General features: G+C 36.7%; 18 protein-coding genes. 17 read left to right on the plus strand and 1 reads right to left on the minus strand.

The window, feature by feature from the left end; all coding sequences use genetic code 11:
- Window positions 1–195 precede the first annotated feature (195 nt).
- The 10 genes from CP363_RS01380 to mreD all read left to right on the plus strand — a co-directional run bounded on the left by CP363_RS01380 (window position 196) and on the right by mreD (window position 12,769).
- Window positions 196–2,811, plus strand: a complete 2,616-nt coding sequence (locus CP363_RS01380; RefSeq protein WP_098035723.1) for a cation-translocating P-type ATPase — start codon at window positions 196–198, stop codon at window positions 2,809–2,811.
- 132 nt (window positions 2,812–2,943) lie between these two features.
- Window positions 2,944–4,152 carry an ATP/GTP-binding protein gene (locus CP363_RS01385; RefSeq protein ID WP_098035724.1) on the plus strand — a complete coding sequence of 403 codons (1,209 nt, stop codon included), beginning with the start codon at window positions 2,944–2,946 and terminating at the stop codon, window positions 4,150–4,152.
- Window positions 4,145–4,681, plus strand: a complete 537-nt coding sequence (locus CP363_RS01390) for an N-6 DNA methylase (RefSeq protein WP_089143170.1) — start codon at window positions 4,145–4,147, stop codon at window positions 4,679–4,681. The genes CP363_RS01385 and CP363_RS01390 overlap by 8 nt, the downstream gene beginning before the upstream one ends.
- Before the next feature lie 315 nt (window positions 4,682–4,996).
- Window positions 4,997–7,636 carry a valine--tRNA ligase gene (locus tag CP363_RS01395; RefSeq protein ID WP_089146698.1) on the plus strand — a complete coding sequence of 880 codons (2,640 nt, stop codon included), beginning with the start codon at window positions 4,997–4,999 and terminating at the stop codon, window positions 7,634–7,636.
- On the plus strand, window positions 7,637–8,920 hold the full coding sequence (locus CP363_RS01400) for a folylpolyglutamate synthase/dihydrofolate synthase family protein (protein ID WP_005718820.1): 1,284 nt from the start codon (window positions 7,637–7,639) through the stop codon (window positions 8,918–8,920).
- On the plus strand, window positions 8,898–9,575 hold the full coding sequence (locus tag CP363_RS01405; protein ID WP_023488111.1) for an HAD family phosphatase: 678 nt from the start codon (window positions 8,898–8,900) through the stop codon (window positions 9,573–9,575). The genes CP363_RS01400 and CP363_RS01405 overlap by 23 nt, the downstream gene beginning before the upstream one ends.
- A gap of 35 nt (window positions 9,576–9,610) precedes the next feature.
- The gene (locus CP363_RS01410) at window positions 9,611–10,243 is read left to right on the plus strand and encodes a RadC family protein (protein WP_013086147.1); all 633 of its coding nucleotides are present in this window, start codon (window positions 9,611–9,613) and stop codon (window positions 10,241–10,243) included.
- A gap of 85 nt (window positions 10,244–10,328) precedes the next feature.
- On the plus strand, window positions 10,329–11,333 hold the full coding sequence (locus CP363_RS01415; RefSeq protein ID WP_013086148.1) for a rod shape-determining protein: 1,005 nt from the start codon (window positions 10,329–10,331) through the stop codon (window positions 11,331–11,333).
- Window positions 11,334–11,378: 45 nt separating this feature from the next.
- Entirely contained in the window at window positions 11,379–12,230 is an 852-nt protein-coding gene (gene mreC / locus CP363_RS01420; protein WP_013086149.1) for a rod shape-determining protein MreC, read from the plus strand.
- Window positions 12,230–12,769, plus strand: coding sequence for a rod shape-determining protein MreD (gene mreD / locus CP363_RS01425; protein ID WP_013086150.1), 540 nt, complete (start codon window positions 12,230–12,232; stop codon window positions 12,767–12,769). The genes mreC and mreD overlap by 1 nt, the downstream gene beginning before the upstream one ends.
- A 41-nt stretch (window positions 12,770–12,810) precedes the next feature.
- Here the strand turns inward: mreD and CP363_RS01430 are convergent, their stop codons facing one another.
- The gene (locus CP363_RS01430) at window positions 12,811–12,936 is read right to left on the minus strand and encodes a DUF4044 domain-containing protein (protein ID WP_005718831.1); all 126 of its coding nucleotides are present in this window, start codon (window positions 12,934–12,936) and stop codon (window positions 12,811–12,813) included.
- A 93-nt stretch (window positions 12,937–13,029) separates the two neighbouring features.
- Between CP363_RS01430 and CP363_RS01435 the strand changes: the two genes are divergently transcribed.
- The 7 genes from CP363_RS01435 (at window position 13,030) to murD (ending at window position 19,810) form a co-directional block, all read left to right on the plus strand.
- Window positions 13,030–13,359, plus strand: a complete 330-nt coding sequence (locus CP363_RS01435; RefSeq protein ID WP_005718832.1) for a DUF3397 domain-containing protein — start codon at window positions 13,030–13,032, stop codon at window positions 13,357–13,359.
- 169 nt (window positions 13,360–13,528) lie between these two features.
- Window positions 13,529–13,960 (plus strand): division/cell wall cluster transcriptional repressor MraZ, encoded by a 432-nt coding sequence (gene mraZ, locus CP363_RS01440; RefSeq protein ID WP_065990441.1) that lies wholly within the window; start codon window positions 13,529–13,531, stop codon window positions 13,958–13,960.
- A 5-nt stretch (window positions 13,961–13,965) separates the two neighbouring features.
- On the plus strand, window positions 13,966–14,913 hold the full coding sequence (gene rsmH / locus CP363_RS01445) for a 16S rRNA (cytosine(1402)-N(4))-methyltransferase RsmH (protein WP_065990439.1): 948 nt from the start codon (window positions 13,966–13,968) through the stop codon (window positions 14,911–14,913).
- 13 nt (window positions 14,914–14,926) lie between these two features.
- The gene (gene ftsL / locus CP363_RS01450; protein ID WP_023488118.1) at window positions 14,927–15,289 is read left to right on the plus strand and encodes a cell division protein FtsL; all 363 of its coding nucleotides are present in this window, start codon (window positions 14,927–14,929) and stop codon (window positions 15,287–15,289) included.
- Window positions 15,289–17,448, plus strand: coding sequence for a penicillin-binding transpeptidase domain-containing protein (locus tag CP363_RS01455; RefSeq protein ID WP_089146699.1), 2,160 nt, complete (start codon window positions 15,289–15,291; stop codon window positions 17,446–17,448). The genes ftsL and CP363_RS01455 overlap by 1 nt, the downstream gene beginning before the upstream one ends.
- Before the next feature lie 6 nt (window positions 17,449–17,454).
- On the plus strand, window positions 17,455–18,423 hold the full coding sequence (gene mraY, locus CP363_RS01460; protein WP_013086153.1) for a phospho-N-acetylmuramoyl-pentapeptide-transferase: 969 nt from the start codon (window positions 17,455–17,457) through the stop codon (window positions 18,421–18,423).
- A 7-nt stretch (window positions 18,424–18,430) separates the two neighbouring features.
- Window positions 18,431–19,810: a UDP-N-acetylmuramoyl-L-alanine--D-glutamate ligase gene (gene murD, locus CP363_RS01465; RefSeq protein WP_089143175.1), complete on the plus strand. Its 1,380-nt coding sequence runs from the start codon at window positions 18,431–18,433 to the stop codon at window positions 19,808–19,810.
- Window position 19,811: the final 1 nt, after the last annotated feature.

A 19,811-nucleotide genomic window follows, 5' to 3' on the forward strand; every position in this document is an offset into this window, starting at 1 on the left:
CAACTACCTACTTGATATGGTTTAATTATGTATAAGTAAATAGGGAGTAATCGGCATAAATTGTATTTACGGCGTCAGAACGAAATTTATTTTCCGCTGTAAGTTTAAATGATGAGACTATTGACTAAACAGTGTTTTAGCCAGTAGTCTCTATTTTTTTGCTTAAATTACTCTTATGTTTAGGGAGGGCTTTACATGGAATACTATCGTCAGAAAAAAGACGAGATAGCTAAAGAGTTAAATACCGATTTAAAGCAGGGGCTGAGCGCTAAAGAGGCTCAAGAGAAATTAGCTCAAGTTGGTCCAAATGCTTTAGTTGAAGGAAAGAAGAAAAGTACTTTTCAGGTCTTTTTAGAACAATTTAAAGACTTAATGGTGATCATCCTAATTATCGCGGCAATAATTTCTGCTTTTACGGGCAGTCTGGAAAGTACGTTGGTAATTATTGTTGTATTGATTCTGAATGCGATTTTGGGTACGGTACAACATGTTAAGGCGGAAAAGTCGCTAGAATCGCTAAAGTCATTATCTGCGCCAACGGCTAAAGTTTTGCGTAATGGCCAAAAAATGGAGATTGAGGCTAAGGACTTGGTACCTGGCGACATTCTTTTGTTAGAAGCAGGTGACTTAGTTACTGCAGATGGTCGAATTTTAGAAAATTATTCTCTGCAAGTCAACGAAAGTTCATTAACTGGTGAATCGACTAATGTTGACAAGTTGGACACTGATTTTGAAAAAGAAGTGCCGCTAGCTGATCGGGTTAACATGGTTTACTCCAGTTCCTTAGTAACTTATGGGCGTGCTACGGTTGTGGTAACGGCAACGGGGATGCAGACTGAAATTGGTAAGATTGCTTCCTTGATGAATGAAACTAAGGAACGTCGCACTCCGCTGCAAGTATCACTTGACCAGTTTTCATCACGATTGGCTACTGCTATTTTAATCTTGTGTGCTGTGATCTTTGGTATTCAAATGTGGCGTGGTCAACCGCTGCTTGATTCACTGCTATTTGCAGTAGCTTTAGCTGTTGCTGCAATTCCTGAAGCTTTGAGTTCTATCGTAACTATTGTGCAAGCAATGGGTACGCAAAAAATGGCTAAAGAAAATGCTATTATTAAAAACTTGGCAGCCGTAGAATCTTTAGGGTCTGTATCAGTAATTTGTTCAGATAAGACTGGTACGTTAACTCAAAATAAGATGACTGTTGAGGACATCTATATTGGTGGTAAAGTTTTAAAGCCAAATGAGCTGGATTTGAGTAATCAACTTCACCGCTACTTGCTTTATGATGTAGTGCTTAACAACGATGCAAGTTTGGCCGAAGATAAGGCAATTGGTGATCCGACTGAGTCAGCCTTGCTGGAAATGTATCGTCAAGTGCCCGGGATTGACTTAGGTAATGGTGTTTTAGGCTTATCAGAACAAGAATTACGCGAACATTCTAAGCGTCTGGAAGAAGTACCATTTGACTCAGATCGTAAGCTGATGAGTACTAAGCATTTGATTCATACTGTACCAATTATTTTTGTTAAAGGTGCAATTGATGTGCTCTTGAAACGCTGTGTCAATATTCGTTTCGGCGATGAAATTCGTCCAATGACTGAAGAAGATTGTAAAGAAATTTTGGCACAAAACAATTACTTTTCAGAAAATGGTTTGCGTGTTTTGGCTTTTGCTTATAAAGAAAGTGATGAAGAGCTTTCTACTGAAGCAGAAGATGGCTTAACTTTTATTGGCCTTGTTTCAGAAATGGATCCACCACGTGAAGAAAGTGTAGCTGCAGTTGCTCGTGCTAAGGAAGCCGGGATTAGGACTGTGATGATTACTGGTGACCATAAGGTGACTGCCGTTGCAATTGCCAAGAAAATTGGTATTTTCAATGAAGGTGACATGGCTTTAACTGGCCTTGAATTAGATGCTTTGAGCGATGAAGAACTTGATCAAAACATTGAGAAGATTTCGGTTTATGCTCGTGTATCGCCTGAAAACAAGATCAGAATTGTTAATGCATGGCAGAGAAAAGATCGTATCGTATCAATGACTGGTGACGGTGTTAACGATGCCCCAGCCTTGAAGAAGGCCGATGTTGGTGTCGCGATGGGGATTACTGGTACTGAAGTATCTAAAGATGCTGCCAGCATGATTTTGGCCGATGATAATTTTGCCACAATTATCAAAGCTGTTGCTAACGGTAGAACAGTTTATGAAAATATTAAAAACGCTATTGGCTACTTGTTATCAGGTAACCTTTCTGCGATTATCACTGTTTTATTTGCTTCACTTGCTGGCTTACCAGTGCCATTTGTAGCGGTTCAATTGCTTTTCATTAACTTAGTAACTGATTCACTTCCAGCTCTTGCAATTGGGATGGAGCCAGGTGATCCAGACATTTTGAAACGTAAGCCACGTGATCCTAAGGCAGGAATTTTGAATAAACCTTTTGTGAGTCAAATTACTATTCAAGGTTTGATCATTTCAGTAAGTGTTATTGCAGCATTCTTGATTGGCTTAAAGGATAATCCTGCTGTGGCTACTACTATGGCCTTTTCAACTTTGACTTTTGCTAGATTGTTGCATGGTTTCAATTGTCGTTCACAACACAGCATCTTTAAGATTGGTTTTAAGAATAACTGGTACAGCTTAGCCGCCTTTGCTTTAGGCACCGCTTTGCTTTCCTTAATCTTATTTGTACCAGGATTGCACAGCTTATTTGCTGTAACACCATTGACCGGTCAAGAAGTATTATGGATTGCTGGTTTAGCATTGATTCCTACTGTTTTGATTCAAGCAGTTAAGATGGTTAGAAAATAGAATATTTTAGATAATCCTCATGAAGTAGTAACTACTTGATGAGGATTATTTATATTTTAAACAGATTTTATGTATAAAATGCAAAAATATGATAAAATTTAGCCTGAATAAAACAATTTTAGGTGAATAATTATGAATAAAAATAAATTATACTTTTTAAAATTAGAAATTCAAAATCATCCGCTATTTGAGGATGATCTTGAATTTTCACTGGTCAGTGATGCAAGGGTTACTTCTAATACCTCTGATCGATTAACTCATTTGCTCGGCAGTTTATGGGTGAATAATTTAATCACTCTAGTAGGGACTAATGCTACTGGAAAGACTACGATCATGAAACTCTTGATAGGAATTCTTCAAACAGTTGTGATGGGAAAGTCAATTGATCAAACTAAGCTAACGGATGTGCTAATAGGAAATGAGCCTATTAGTGTTACAACTTATTTTTATGGAACTGATCATGTAGTTTATAAGGATAGTTTAGTTTTCAAGTTAAAGAAAACTTTAAGTAAAAGCTGGCATATTGAGTCTGAAACGGTATATCGAAAAAAGGTAACTGTTAATCTTTCAAAGAAAAAATTATTTGATTTCAAAAATATAAAACCAGAATTAGACAGAAAAGAATTAGGCGACCTAGCTTCTTCAATTTTGTCGTCTGATGATTCGATTTTTAGAGCGATTATTTCGAAAAATAAGTATTATCCTCAAATACCATTTGATACTTTGTTCTTTACTGACTTTAATGCATTGATGTATGGTTCTGGCAATGTGCCTGGAGAAATTTTAAACTTTTTAGATCCAACAATTGAATATCTTAAAATTGAAAACAAGCCTGAGGGCTCTGGTGCTACTAAACAATTGTTTAAGCTGAAGTTTAAAGGGAAAGATACAGAGATTGCAGAAAATGATTTTACAACGATTGCAAAATACTTGTCTTCTGGTACAGCTAAAGGGATAACTCTTTATGGCGAGGTAATTAATGCACTTTCCGTTGGTGGCATCATCTTTATTGATGAGTTGGAGAATCACTTTAATCACGCTATTGTAGATTCTTTTATTGAGTATTTTACTAATCCTAAAATCAACATAAATAGAGCTACTTTGGTATTTAGTACGCACTATACTGAAATTTTGGATAAAATTGAAAGAACTGATGAAGAATATATTACTAAGAGAGAAGGCAAGATTCAGCTTCAAAGATATTCAACTGCTGATGTAAGAAGCGATCTAAATAAAGCCGATGTTTTTGAATCAGATTATTTAGGTGGGACAGCTCCAGATTATGATGCCTACATGGCTTTAAAGAAGGCTACAGAAAAGGCGGTTAAAATGGATGAGTAACTCTACAGATCTAATCGCTATTATTGTAGAAGGTCATACTGAACGAGCAATTATGGAAGTTCTATTGGAACACGATGCACTAAAATTCAACGAGGATGATCTTCTTGAAGGTGAAGTAATTAGAGCACGAAATGCTAAAAAGTTTGCTAAAGAATTTTTGAATAAAGGGTTTAGAAGTAGAAAGGTTAAAATTTATAGGATACTTGATTCCAAAACCGAAAAGTTTAATCTTCCAGAAGTGTATAAAAAGAAAGTATCCGAAGTAGTAGAACTTCGTACTAGACCTGAGATTGAAATTCTAGACATTCTTTATCATCAAGACTATCAGCGATATACAAATAACTATAAAAGTAAAGTGAAGCCTAGTGATTTTGTTAAGCAGTATTATCACGATCTTAAGAGTGTGAAATCTTATGATGAAAATTATTATTTTTGGAATAGTCACTATGATGATTTAATCAACGTGTTAAAACAATATAAGCAATATCATTCATCGGAAAAATGTATTGCTGATTTATTAAAAGAATAAAGACATATGGCTAACTTAATTACGACTAATTCCTAACCCTTTTTTCTGAGTGAAGTTCATGCTATAATCATAACCAAAGCAAGAATCAAGAGGGGTCGACTTTATTAACAGAGAAAAGCCAGACAGCTGAGAGGCCGAAGGTTGACTAGTAGCTTGATTAGCTGATTAATTGAAAATAAAAAGTAGGTTAATCCGGTATACGCCGTTATCGTCTTCAAGAGAAGCATGTTTGATACATGCTTAACGTAGGTGGTACCGCGGTTTAACTGATCGTCCTAGACAATATGTCTAGGACTTTTTTATTGGAGGAATTTTATGACAGATTTAGCACCTAAATACAACCCAAACGAGGTTGAAAAAGGTAGATATCAAACCTGGCTTGATGAAGATTTATTTAAGCCATCAGGTAACAAAAAAGCTCACCCATATTCAATTGTTATTCCACCACCAAATGTAACTGGTAAGTTGCACTTGGGTCACGCTTGGGATACTGCAATTCAAGATACTTTAATTCGTTTTAAGCGGATGCAAGGCTATGATACTCTTTACCTTCCTGGGATGGACCATGCTGGTATTGCTACCCAAGCTAAGGTCGAAGCAAAATTGCGTAAACAAGGCAAAGACCGTCACCAAATGGGACGTGAAGCTTTTGTTAAACAGGTTTGGGATTGGAAAGATGAATACGCATCAATCATCAAAGGTCAATGGGCTAAGATGGGTCTTTCACTTGATTATTCAAGAGAGAGATTTACTTTAGACAAGGGTCTTTCTAAAGCTGTTAAAAAGGTTTTTGTTCAGCTTTACAATGAAGGCTTAATTTATCGTGGTGAATACATCATCAACTGGGATCCAGCACTTCAAACCGCTTTAAGTGATATCGAAGTTATTCACAAAGATGATAAGGGTGCCTTTTACCATATTAAGTATCCATTTGCAGATGGTTCAGGTTATGTAGAAATTGCTACTACTCGTCCTGAAACCATGTTTGGTGATACTGCCGTTGCGGTAGCACCTGGTGATAAGCGCTACAAGGATATTGTTGGCAAAGAATTGATCTTGCCATTAGTTGGCCGCCATATTCCAATTATTGAGGATCAACATGTTGACCCAGAATTTGGTACTGGTTTAGTTAAAATTACTCCAGCTCACGACCCTAATGACTTCCAAGTAGGTAATCGTCATAATTTGAAGAGAATCAACGTGATGAACGATGACGGTACGATGAACGAAGAATGTGGCAAGTATGCTGGTATGGATCGTTTCGACTGTCGTGAAGCCTTAGTTAAAGATCTTAAAGAAGAAGGCTACTTGATTAAGATTGAACCAATCGTTCACTCAGTAGGTCACTCAGAACGTTCAGGTGTTCAAGTTGAACCACGCCTTTCTAAGCAATGGTTCGTTAAGATGAAGCCACTTGCTGACAAGGTTTTGGAAAATCAAAAGACTGACGGCAAAGTAAACTTTGTTCCAGAACGATTTGAACAAACTCTTGATCACTGGATGGAAGATGTTCATGATTGGTGTATTTCACGTCAATTGTGGTGGGGGCACCGAATTCCAGCTTGGTACAATAAGAAAACTGGTGAAACTTATGTAGGTGAAGAAGCACCTAAGGACATTGAAAACTGGGAACAAGATCCAGACGTACTTGATACTTGGTTCTCAAGTGCATTATGGCCATTTTCAACTTTAGGTTGGCCTGATACTAATGCAGAAGACTTTAAGCGCTACTTCCCAACTAATGCCTTGGTAACTGGTTACGATATTATCTTCTTCTGGGTATCAAGAATGATGTTCCAAAGTTTACATTTCACCGGCAAGCGTCCATTTAATGATGTTGTTTTACACGGTTTAATGCGTGATGAACAAGGTCGCAAGATGAGTAAATCACTTGGTAACGGTGTTGACCCAATGGATGTAGTTGATAAATACGGTGCCGACGCCCTTCGTTGGTTCTTGCTTAATGGTACTGCTCCTGGTCAAGATACTCGTTATGATCCTAAGAAATTATCTGCTGCTTGGAACTTCATTAACAAGATTTGGAATGCAAGTCGTTTTGTAATCATGAACTTGCCAGCAGATGCTAAACCAGCTCATATGCCAGATGCTTCTAAGTTTGACTTATCAGATCGTTGGATTTTCGATCGCTTGAATCATACTGTTAGTGAAGTAACTCGCTTGTTTGATGAATATCAATTCGGTGAAGCTGGTCGTGAAGCTTACAACTTTATTTGGAATGACTTCTGTGACTGGTATATTGAAATTTCTAAGGTTGCTTTGAATGGTGACGATGAAGAATTAAAGGCAAGAAAGCAAGAAAACTTAATTTGGATTCTTGACCAAATCTTGCGTTTGCTTCACCCAATTATGCCATTTGTAACTGAAAAATTATGGCTTTCAATGCCACATGAAGGTAAGTCAGTTATGGTTGCTGAATATCCAACTACTCACAAGGAATTTGAAAACAAGCAAGCAGATCAAGACATGGCCTTCTTAATTGAAACTATTAAAGCAGTACGTAACATCCGCATGGAAGTTAATGCACCAATGTCAAGTCAAATCGACATCATGATTCAATTAGACGATGAAGCTAACAAGCGCGTTTTGGACGAAAATGCTGATTATGTTGAAAACTTCTTGCATCCAAAGGAATTGACTGTAGCTAGTGAAGTTGAAGCACCAAAATTAGCTAAGACCGCTGTAATTCCAGGCGCACAAATTTTTGTTCCATTAACTGAACTTGTTAATGTTGACGATGAGCTAGAAAAGATGGAAAAAGAAGAAAAGCGTCTTGAAGACGAAGTTGCTCGTTGTGAAAAGAAGCTGGCTAACAAAGGCTTTGTTGATCACGCTCCAGAAGCTGTTGTCAACAAGGAAAAGGAAAAGAAGGCTGACTACGAAAGTCAATTAGCCGGTGTTCGTGAAAGAATTCAAGATTTGAAAGAGAGTAAATAATTGAAATTTACTAAAGCTCAAGAAGTAATCGATTACTTATATGCTTTGCCTCATTTACATCCTAAAAATAATTTGTCTTTTATTAAGCGGTTATTGTTGGAATTAGGCAATCCTCAAGATCTAGTTAAAACGATTCACATTACGGGCACTAATGGTAAAGGTTCAACTTCATACTATTTATCAAACCTACTAAAAAAGGCTGGTCAAAAGACTGGCCTTTTTGTCTCACCGTATGTCTATGAATTTAATGAGAGAATACAGTTAAATAATCAAAATATTAGTGATCAGGATTTAGTTAAAACAGCTAATATTGTGCAGGGTACTTATGAGAAATTGCAGCAGCAGGACTCAACTTTTTCGTTAGTAACCTTTGAATATGAAGTCGCACTGGCTTTCGTCTATTTTGCTCAAAAAAAGTGTGATTATGCTGTTATCGAGGTAGGAATTGGTGGAGAACATGACAAGACTAATGTAATTATGCCAGAAGTAAGTGTTATTACTACAATTGGTCTCGATCATGAAAAAATTATTGGACCTACAATTCAGGATATTGCACGTGAGAAAAGCGGCATTATTAAGGCAAAAAGACCAGTAGTTTTAGGTAACGTGCCAGAAGTTGTTTGGCCAATTTTGAAAAGTAAAGCCGAAGAAGAACATGCGATAGTTTATCAATTAGGACGAGACTTTAGTGTTTTACTTGATAATCAAATTGTTTATCAAGATCACAAAAGAAAGCTAGTTTTTGCTTTACGACCACAAGTTGAAGCCTATGATATTGCCGTTGCCTGCCAGGCGTTCTTTTTGTTGAAACTGCCTTTATCAAATGAAGAAGTTGAAACAGCGATTAATCAAACGATTATTCCAGGGCGCTATCAAATTTTACGAGAAAATCCGCTAATCATTTTAGATGGAGCACATAATATTCAGGCAATGAGTAATTTGCTGGCAGTCGTTCATCGTATGACCCAGCAAAAGCATGGCAAGCTTTATGCTTTAGTGACTATGATGAAAGATAAGGATCTTGAGCAGGTGTTTAGCTTGTTTGATGATAAAGATGAAGTTTTACTGACAACTTTATCTTATCCGCGAGTAGCTAAAAAAGATGATTTTCCAATTGATGTACAAAAAAGATATAATTATGAAAAAGATTATCGAGCTGCTTTTACTCAGCTGCGAGATCACTTGGGAGCTAATGATATTTTAATTGTTAGTGGATCCTTTTATTTGGTTAGTGCTATTTTAAATTGGAAAGGAAAACGTGATGCGCGTACAAGGGCTAGATGATGATATTCAAGGCATTATCTTTGATATGGACGGTTTGCTAGTTAATTCAGAGAAGCTGTATTGGGATGCTAATATTCAGGCGGCAGAAGAAGAGAATTTGGGTACGCCGCGGGATGCTTATCTCAAGTTAACTGGTGCTACAGTTAAAGAGATGCAGGATTTTTATCATAAATATTTTAAAACTGAAGCAGACCGTGATCGTTTTATTAAGCGAACTGATGACTTGGTGTGGCAATGGACTGATGAGGGAAAGTTAAAGCTGCAACCTGGTGTTCAAGAAGCATTAGACGAATTTGAAAAGCGTGGTTTGAAGATGGCGATTGCTTCAAGTAATTATGAAAATGTAGTTCAGCATGCTATGTGGGCGACTGGAATCAGAAATTATTTTGATTTTCATCTTAGTTATCTTGATGTACAAAGAGGTCACATTAAGGCTAAGCCGGCACCAGATATTTATCTAGAAGCAGCTAAGAAAATGAATTTACCTAAAGAAAATATTTTAGTTTTTGAAGATTCATCAACCGGTGTTCAAGCAGCTGCTAATGCAGGGTTAAAATGTGTGATGGTACCAGATTTGAAAGCACCATCTGTTAAAGATAAGCAGAATGCAACGATGATTTGTCAAAACTTTTTTGAATTTCTGAAAAAAATTTAGCTCTTTTTTGCGTAATAAGTAATGAGGGGGATTTTATGTTAAAAAGAAAACCAAATCATTACTTTGTCAAAACAGATTTAGAGCTATTGACACAATTATTTGAACAACTAGAAAATAAAGGAATTCATACGTTGCAGGACTTAAATGTTTTTCTGAAAAACGCAGGGTTAAATTCGTTTAATGATCTATTAAAGTTTATTACCAGTTCAGAATGCTCGGATGAACTTGCTATTACGGCTGAGGCAGTACTAGATCGTTTGCGCTGCGCTTCACCTAAGAGAAAGACAATTTTGACATCTAGCATTGAAGTAGGTACGTATTTAGCTGATAAGCTGATAGGGCACAAGCAGGAAGAATTGTGGGCATTGTATATTGACAATAGCAACCACATTATTGCTGAGAAGAAACTATTTCAAGGGACTTTGAATAGATCAATTGCTCATCCGCGGGAAATTTTTCGGTGGGCAGTTATTTATGGCTGCTCTGGAATTTTTATTGCTCATAATCATCCTAGTGGTAAATTAACGCCATCTGCAAGTGACTTGGAATTAACTGAAAGTTTACGTCAAGCTGCAAAAATGATGAAAATTGATTTCTTAGACCATTTTATCGTGGGAGAAGGTCAATATTTAAGTTTGCGTGAGAAAAATTGTTTTAAAGTTCTTTAAAATTTGTGTGAAAGGCGCCTTTAAAGTTATAGTATGCTATAATTATTCAAGATTTAGAGACCGCAACAGTTAAGGAGAGATTTTTGTGTTTGGATTAGGTACAAAGAATATTGGTATCGATTTAGGTACAGCCAATACACTTGTTTATATGGAAGGTAAAGGCATTGTTCTTAGAGAACCTTCAGTAGTAGCAAAGAATACACAAACAGGCGAAGTAATCGCCGTTGGTTCAGAAGCAAAAGAAATGATTGGTAGAACACCAGGCAGCATTGTAGCTATCCGTCCAATGAAGGATGGTGTGATTGCTGATTATGATACTACAGCAGCAATGCTTAAGTACTTTATGGAAAAAACTGTTGGTAATTCTAAGCCATCAGTAATGGTATGTGTTCCTTCAGGTGTTACTGAAGTTGAAAAACGTGCTGTAATTGATGCAGCTAGAGTTGCAGGTGCGCGTGAAGCATTTGTAATTGAAGAACCGTTCGCAGCTGCAATTGGTGCTGGCTTGCCAGTTATGGACCCTACTGGTTCAATGGTTGTTGATATCGGTGGTGGTACTACTGATGTTGCTACAATTTCATTAGGTGGAATCGTTTCATCAACTTCAATTCGTCAAGCCGGTGATAAGTTTAATAATGCGATTATTAACTATGTTCACTCAAACTTTAACTTATTAATCGGTGAAAGAACTGCAGAAGACATTAAAATTCAAATTGGTTCAGCTTCAGTTGAAAAGGCTAAAGAAATTGAATCAATGAATATTCGTGGTCGTGATTTAGTAACTGGTTTACCAAAATCTGTTGATATTGAAGCAGTTGATGTTGCCAAGGCTATTCAAGATGTAGTTCAAGACATTATCGTAGCTATTAAGGAGACTTTGGAACAAACTTCACCAGAAATTGCTGCCGATGTTATTGATCATGGTATTGTTTTAACTGGTGGTGGTGCACTTTTGAAGAATTTGCCAGAAGTTATTTCTGAAGCAACTAAGGTTCCTGTGTTTATTGCTCAAGATCCACTTGATTGTGTAGCAATTGGTACTGGTGAATCACTCAAGAATATTGAAGTAATGCGTAGAAGTCGCAAATAATAAAAAAGCCGGCTGTTGCCGGTTTTTCTATAGGATCAATTCTTAATGAAAAAATTTCTGCAAAATAAAAAGTTATTATCAGCATTTATTATAATAGTTGTTATTTTAGCCGTTTTGGGTGGGAGTGTTAGCTTGCGCAATAGGCGCAATACACCTTTACTGATTCAAAGCTTGGGTAACGATGTCGTTGCTTTAGGTACTAGAATTGTTGATGTACCAGTAGGGCTCGTGTCAGGCGGATTAAATAGTGTTCATGATATTTTAAATACGCAAGAAGAAAACAATCATCTAAAGCGAGAAGTTACTAATTTAGGCCAGACGAAGGCTCGTAATTCAGCTCTTGAAAAAGAAAATAGGCAATTGAAGTCTGCATTGAAATTAAAAGATACGTTAAGTGGCTATACCATGGTCAACGCCTCTGTTATTTCTCGGTCGCCTGATACATGGTCAGATTTATTAGTGATTAATAAAGGAAGTTCAGCTGGAATTAAAAAGAATATGGCTGTCATGTGCGATGGCGGTGTTATTGGTCGAATTGTAGAAGCAAATGCTGCTTCTTCCAAGGTGGAATTACTTACTACTACTGATGAGTCGGCTAATCGCTTCTCTGTTCAAGCGGATGCTGCGAATGGAAAAACAGTACATGGTATTATTACAGTTACTTCCAATAATTATCTTGCCTTTACACAGGTGGTTGATGGTCGCAAACTGAAGGCCGGCACGAGAGTTTATACTAGTGGTATGGGCGGTAACTCACCAAAAGGCTTGTTAATTGGGACAGTTACTACGACAACTCGTGATTCATTTGGTCTATCTGATCAGATTAGAATTAAACCAGCAGGTGATATTAGTGATCCATCTGTTGTAACTGTAATTGAAAGACAGGTGGCTAATTAATGTCTACGTTTCGAAAATGGGTTTTGGCAATTGGCTTATTTATTGCATTGGTAGTAGACGGTGTATGTGCACTTTACTTACATCAGTTTATGACTTATGACAACTTTGCAGCGTCAAGCGTCATTTTGCCAATCAGTGTAATGTTGATTGGTCTGTTTGATGATACTAATGATAATGAAATTTGGTTAGCATTAGGTGCAGGAATTGTTGCTGATATCTATTTTTATGGCATTATCGGTGTTTATACAGTTTTCCTACCTGCAACTTGCTGGATCTGTCAAAAAACAGCTCGTTTTTTACCGGAAATGTTATGGGCTAGATTAATTGTCGTTTTATTAGGAACTGCAGTTTTTGTTGCGTATAGTTGGCTCATTTTTAATATGGTGGGTATTAGTGCTGCATCAGCACACGTATTATTAATGAGCATTTTAGTCAGTTTAGGTTGGGCAGTTGTCTTCTTTTTTCTCTTGTATTGGATTTGGGGCAATTTAGCTCAGGATTATCCATTCTTAATTGATTTAAACGCTTATCGAGTTTAAAAAAGACGCGGAAGATTTTTTCTTTCGCGTCTTTTTAATCCTTAAAAACTTTGAAGTGAGATAGCAGCTTGAGCAATAACAGCTGCTAAAGTAATAATTGCCATGATCCAAGCCATTGCAATAGTTAATTTTTGAAAACCTGATTTCTTTTTCTTTTTTCGTGCCATAAACAGCCCTCCTATTTGAACAATATTTTATGCTTATTAACGGTTTTTTTCAAATCAATTATAGTTTAGAATAAAAAGAATGGAGGAATGCTTATGCTTTATATTTTCCTAATTCCAATTATTGGCTTAGTAGTTGCTTTTTTTATCAATAAAATTTTCCCTAAAGCACAGTTTAGAGGGTACGATGTTATGCCATTTTTCTTTCTTTCAGCTTGTGGATTAATTACTTTACATATGAATAAACCTTCTTTTTTACCTTATGGTTTTTTATGTTATTTTGTATTAGTGATTGTTGTGTCGCTGAACGATGCGATTAGAAATAAAAATATTTCTTTAGGAAAAACAGTTAGAAAATTATGGGATTATTTGACTGCTTGTACTGTTTTCTGGTATATCGGACTTTTATTGATGCTAGTGTTATAAAATAAAATTATTTGTATATGCTTAAGTCGCAAAATTTCAACATTTTGTGACTTTTTTTATTTTGAAAAATCACAATAAAAAAGAAATTTAAAAATCTGTATTTTTTTCTTATGAATGTGGTAGAGAGTGGGGAATTGTGGTAAATTATTTAGTGGAAGGGGGCTAGACCATGTTCATGGGTGAATATCACCACAATCTTGATAGCAAGGGTCGCCTGATTATACCAGCGAAACTTCGCGATCAGATTGGCGACAAGATGATATTCACGCGAGGAATGGAAGGCTGCATTTTTGGCTACTCGATGAAGGAGTGGTCGAAGATTGAAGCTAAATTAGCAAAACTTCCGTTGACTAAGAGGAATACACGTAAATTTATGCGTTTATTCTACTCTGGTGCGATGGAATGTGAGTTTGATAAGCAAGGTCGCGTTAATCTGACAACAACGTTGAAAATGCATGCCAAACTCATTAAAGAATGTGTCATCATTGGTGTCTCTGATCGAATTGAAATTTGGTCAAAAGAACGTTGGACTAGTTTTGAAGAAGAAGCTAACGAAGACTATGATGATATTGCTGAAAATTTGGACGACATTGAACTATAAAAAATATGAAATTCAAACACACCAGTGTACTCTTACACGAAACTATCGACAATTTGAAACCAAAAAACGGTGGTCTTTATGTAGATGCAACTTTTGGCGGTGGTGGACACGCTAGATATTTGCTCAGCAAAATTGACACCGGTACGCTTGTAGGTTTTGACCAAGATGAATATGCGATAAAATCGGCGAAGTTGAACTTTGCGAATTTATTACAACCGGATAGTGAGCCAAGGTTAGAATTGGTACATGACAACTTTAGTAATCTGGAAAAGGACCTGGTAAAACTGGGTTACTCAGATGGAATAGATGGCATTTACTATGACCTAGGTGTATCTTCCCCTCAATTTGATCAAGCAGATCGCGGTTTTTCATATCGTTATGATGCGCGATTAGATATGAGGATGGATCAAAGTCAGGACTTAGATGCTTATCAGTTAGTTAATACTTTAAGTCAAAAAGAACTGGCAGATATTTTGTATCAATATGGCGATGAAAAGTTTTCTCGTCAAATTGCTCACAGAATCGTAGAAAGACGACGGGAAAAGCCAATTGCAACAACTTTTGAATTAGTTGATGTGATTAAAGATGCGATTCCTGCGTATGCACGAAGGACTGGAGGGCACCCGGCAAAGAAGAGTTTTCAAGCTTTGCGGGTCGCTGTTAATCACGAACTTGATGTTTTACAAGCTTCGCTAGAGGAAGCAATTAAGATATTGCGTCCAGGTGGTCGAATCAGTGTAATTACGTTTCAGTCTCATGAAGACAAGATCGTTAAAAGGATTTTTAAGAGGTATTCAGAAGTTGAGGTGCCAAGAGGAATGCCATTTATACCGGACGGTATGAAGCCAACGCTACGTTTGGTAAATCACAAACCAATTGTAGCCTCTACTTCTGAGTTAGAGAACAACAACCGCTCACACAGTGCAAAACTACGGGTTGCAGAGAAGTTATAAAGAGGAAAATGTTATGGCTGATAGCTCAGCAAGAAAAATTGAATATGAACCAAGTAGTAGAAATGGTTCGCAAAGACGACAACGAATTATCCTTGATCCGCGTAAAGTTCCTTATAGTGGCATAGAAAAAGCTTTGATGATTATTGGAAGCGTCATTACGTTGGGCATGATGATCTTTCTAGTTTCTTCTAGTATTTCTGCAACTTCGGCTCAACATGATTTGACTAGAACTCAACAAACAGTTGCTAAGGAACAGAATAAGATTACCGATTTACGTCAAGAGATTGGGGAGTTGACCTCTACTTCACGTTTAAATAAAATTGCACGTGAAAAAGGATTAACTCTAATTAACAAAAATATTAGGACGATTCGTTAATGAAAAAAAACAGTAATTTAAAATTACAAAAATCCAAAGCCCACGGCTACCGCTTTACGGTGGGGAGATTTCTCCAAATGGCCGTGGCTTTGGTTTTTCTTGTATTTACGGCTAGATTTTTATATATCGGAATATCCAAGACAGTTAATGGTCAAAATTTATCACAGCGTACCAAGCAGCTTTATAAGCGCAATCAGGTAATTAAGGCCACGCGAGGGACTATCTATGATCGAAATGGATTAACAATTGCGGAAGATTCGCATTTGTATACGGTTTATGCGATTTTAGATAAGACTTCGATCAACTATAAGAATAAACCTGAGTATGTAGTGAATAAAACCAAGACAGCTGAAAAGCTGGCACAGGTTTTACCATTGTCTGCGGAAAAAATTTACCAATATTTAACCCCAAAAAAGAAGGTCTTTCAGGTACAATTTGGGACAGGTGGTAGTGGACTGACATTGCGACAAAGGAAAAAGATTGAAGCAATGAAATTACCAGGAATTAAGTTCTTGGAAACACCATCTAGATTGTATCCCAATGGTGTTTTTGCATCACATACTATTGGATTGGCTCAACCAATTTGGAATAAAAAGACTAATGCACAAAACTTAGTCGGAACTATGGGAATTGAAGCCTATTTCAATAAGACTTTGACTGGGACAGATGGTTACCGGATTTCTTCGGTAGATGCATCTGAATATCAGCTTCCAAATAGTAATCAGGTTTATAAGCCTGCTAAAAATGGAAACAACTTGTATTTAACACTAGATTCTCAGTTGCAGAGTTTGCTTGAGACTCGCTTAAGTGAAGTACAGAAAACTTACCGACCAACATCAATTACTGCTACAGTTGAAGACATGAAGACTGGGAAAATTTTGGCAGCTTCTCAACGCCCTACTTTTAATCCTCAAACTATGAAGGGATTAACTAAGTCGTATCGGGATATCTTGGTGCAAGATACTTATGAACCAGGATCAGTTTTCAAGATTTTGTCATTCGCTGCAGTAGTCAACAGTGGCAATTACAACCCTAATGAGTATTACCGGTCTGGTTCTGTTAATATTGCTGGTTCGACTATCCATGACTGGCTGACTTCAGGTTGGGGCACAATTCCATTTTCTCAAGCTTTTGAACGTTCAAGTAACACTGGTTTTGTTAAGTTAGAACAAAAGATGGGTGCTAAGACTTGGAAGAAGTACTTGAAGAAGTTCAGAATTGGTGAAAAGACGGGAGTCAGTCTTCCAGGTGAGCAGCCGGGGATGATTTCGTTTAAAACACCAGTTGACCAAGCAATTACTGCTTTTGGTCAAGGCATTACTGTGAATGTAATGCAAATGATGCAAGCTTATAGTTCTTTGGCTAATAATGGTCAAATGGTAAAGCCACAGTTGGTTAATAAAATTACTGACTCTGATGGCAATACAATTCAAGGCTATCAGATTAAAAAGGTTGGTACTCCAGTATATAGTGCTAAAACCAGAAAAGTAATTGTGGCTAACATGAGAAAGGTACTTAATAAGCAATCAGGAACTGGTTCTGCTTATAAGATGGGAAACGCCGATATTGCTGTTAAGACGGGGACTGCGCAGATTGCTAACCCTAAAGGTGGAGGTTATCTAAAGGGTGATAGTAATTATATTTTCTCTGTTGTTGGTATTTATCCAGCAAGTAAACCACGTTACTGTATTTATTTGACAATTAAGCAACCACACTTAATTGGAGGCGGAGCTGAAAAGATTTTGGCTTCAATTTTCAAACCGATGATGCAGAGAATCATTTCGATTGCTAAAAATGATGATGTATCAACTACTGTAAAAGTACCAAACTTAAAAGCTAAAACCGTTGCACAAGCTGAAAGTCAAACTAAGCAATTAGGACTTAATTTGGTTAAAATTGGTAGCGGTGATCGGATTAGCAATCAAGGAGTTAAGAGTGGCGAAAAGTTAGAGTCTGGGTCTAAGATTTTTGTCAATACTTCAGGAAAAATCATTTGTCCTGATATGACGGGATGGACTTATAGTGATTTACACCAATTTGCTAGTTTGACAGATATTAAGTTAAGCATAAAAGGTACCGGCACTGTTGCGAGTCAAAGCGTGGCTAAAGGAACAGAATTAAAAGCTGGAAGAAAATTAAACATTAAGTTAAAGGAGTAACTCAGAATGAATATGATGTTGGCAAGTTGTATTGCCCTAGTTAGTTCACTGGTTTTGACAGTGATCTTTATTCCATTGTTGATTAAATTTATGCGGTCACATCACGAAGGACAAGAAATTCGTGATGAAGGTCCTAAATGGCATCAAAAAAAGTCTGGCACACCTACAATGGGTGGGACCGTTTTTGTAATTGCAGCAGTTATTTCTGTTATTTGGGTAGCTGCTATGCAGCACAGCTTGAATAAAGTTGTTTGGATTTTGGTAATCAGTCTCTTAGGCTACGGTATTATCGGTTTCCTTGATGATGGTATTAAGCTTTACTTCAAACGTAATTTAGGCTTGCGTGCATGGCAAAAATTAGCATTACAGATTATAATTGCAATTTTAATTGTCTTGATTGCTACAAGTGATCATTTTCAATTTGGGTTATATATTCCTTTTGCTGGGGTTGTCCATAGCTTAGTTTTATTTGTGGCATTTATTATTTTTTGGCTGGTTGGTTTTTCAAATGCTGTTAACTTGTCCGATGGTCTTGATGGTTTAGCAACAGGTTTATCAGTTGTAGCATATGGTACATATGCCTATATCGCATTCAAACAAAAGAATTTTGCTATTTTGGCCTTTTGTATGAGTGTAATTGGTGGTTTAATTGCCTTCTTTATTTTTAACCATAAGCCGGCTAAAATTTTCATGGGTGATGCTGGCTCACTTGCTTTAGGTGGCGGTTTAGCAACAATCAGTATTATGCTTAACCGTCCCTGGTCATTATTGTTAGTTGGGATTGTTTTTGTTTGTGAAACTGCTAGTGTAATTTTACAAGTAATTTCTTTCCAAACTACGGGTAAGCGTATTTTTAAGATGACACCTATCCATCACCACTTTGAAATGTTGGGTTGGTCAGAATGGAAAGTAGATATTGTCTTCTGGTTAGTTGGATTAATTGGCAGTATTTTGTATTTAGTAATTTGGGGATAATCATAAAATGAAGGATATTAAAACTTATAATAATAAAAACATTTTGGTTCTAGGCTTGGGTAAAAGTGGTTTTGCTGTTAGCGAACTCCTTTTGCAATTAGGAGCAAATTTAACTTTAAATGATAAAGCTGATTTGGAGAAAAATGCTAAGGCACAAGAATTGAAAAGTCGCGGCGTACGCGTAATTGGCGGTCATCATCCAGTTGATTTGCTTGAAAAAGAACATTTTGATTATTTAGTTAAAAATCCAGGTATTCCCTATGAAAATCCGATGGTTCAAAAAGCTGAGGAGTTGAATATCCCGATTATTACTGAACCAGAAGTTGCTTTAAGTTGTAGTGATGCTCCCTATGTTTGTGTGACTGGTTCAAATGGAAAAACTACTACGGTAATGCTGACACAAAGAATTTTGGACCATCATTTGCAAAAATCTGGTCATCATGCTTATGCAGTTGGTAATATTGGCGTACCGATTTCTGAAGTTGTACCTAAGGCAACTAAGGATGATATTTTAGTAGTTGAAATTTCTAGTTTCCAGCTTTTGGGTGTAACTGATATTGATCCTAAAGTTGCAGCGATTGTTGATATTTACAACAACGTCCACTTAGATTATCACAAGACTTTCGAAAATTATGTCAATGCAAAGTTGAATGTAACTAGAACGCAAAACAGTAATGATTACTTTATTGCTAATTATGATCAAAAAGATATTTTGGCTAAGGAAAAAGAAGTTTCACCAGCTAAAATGCAAACTTTTTCTGAGACAGATCATAATGCTGATTATTTCATTGGCGATGAATATCTTGAAAGTCAAAACGAAAAGATTATGAAGATTTCTAATATTAAATTACCAGGTATTCATAATTTGCAAAATAGTTTAGTCGCTATTGCAATTTCTAAAATTATGGGCGCTGATAATGATGATATCGCCGCAGTATTGAGCACCTTTACTGGAGCTAAGCATCGTTTGCAATATGTAACAACACTTGATGGCTGCAAGGTTTATAATGATTCTAAGTCAACTAATATTGAAGCAGCAACTGTAGCTATTCCATCATTTAAGCAACCGGAAGTATTGATTGCTGGTGGGTTAGACCGTGGCTTCACTTTTGATGATTTGGTACCATTATTTAAAAAACATGTTAAGTCAATTGTTCTTTATGGTGAAACTAGATATTTGTTAGCTGACGCAGCTAGAAAAGCAGGAATTAAGGACATTGTAATTGTTAATACACTACAAGAGGCCGTTCCTCGTGCTTGGGAATTAGTTGAACCAGGCGATGTACTATTGTTCTCACCAGCATGTGCTTCTTGGGATCAATTTAGAACATTTGAAGAACGTGGCGATTACTTTGTTAGATTTGTTGAGGAATTAAAGACTAAATAAA

It is taken from the genome of Lactobacillus sp. UMNPBX12 (assembly GCF_002553955.1).
Taxonomy (GTDB): domain Bacteria; phylum Bacillota; class Bacilli; order Lactobacillales; family Lactobacillaceae; genus Lactobacillus; species Lactobacillus crispatus.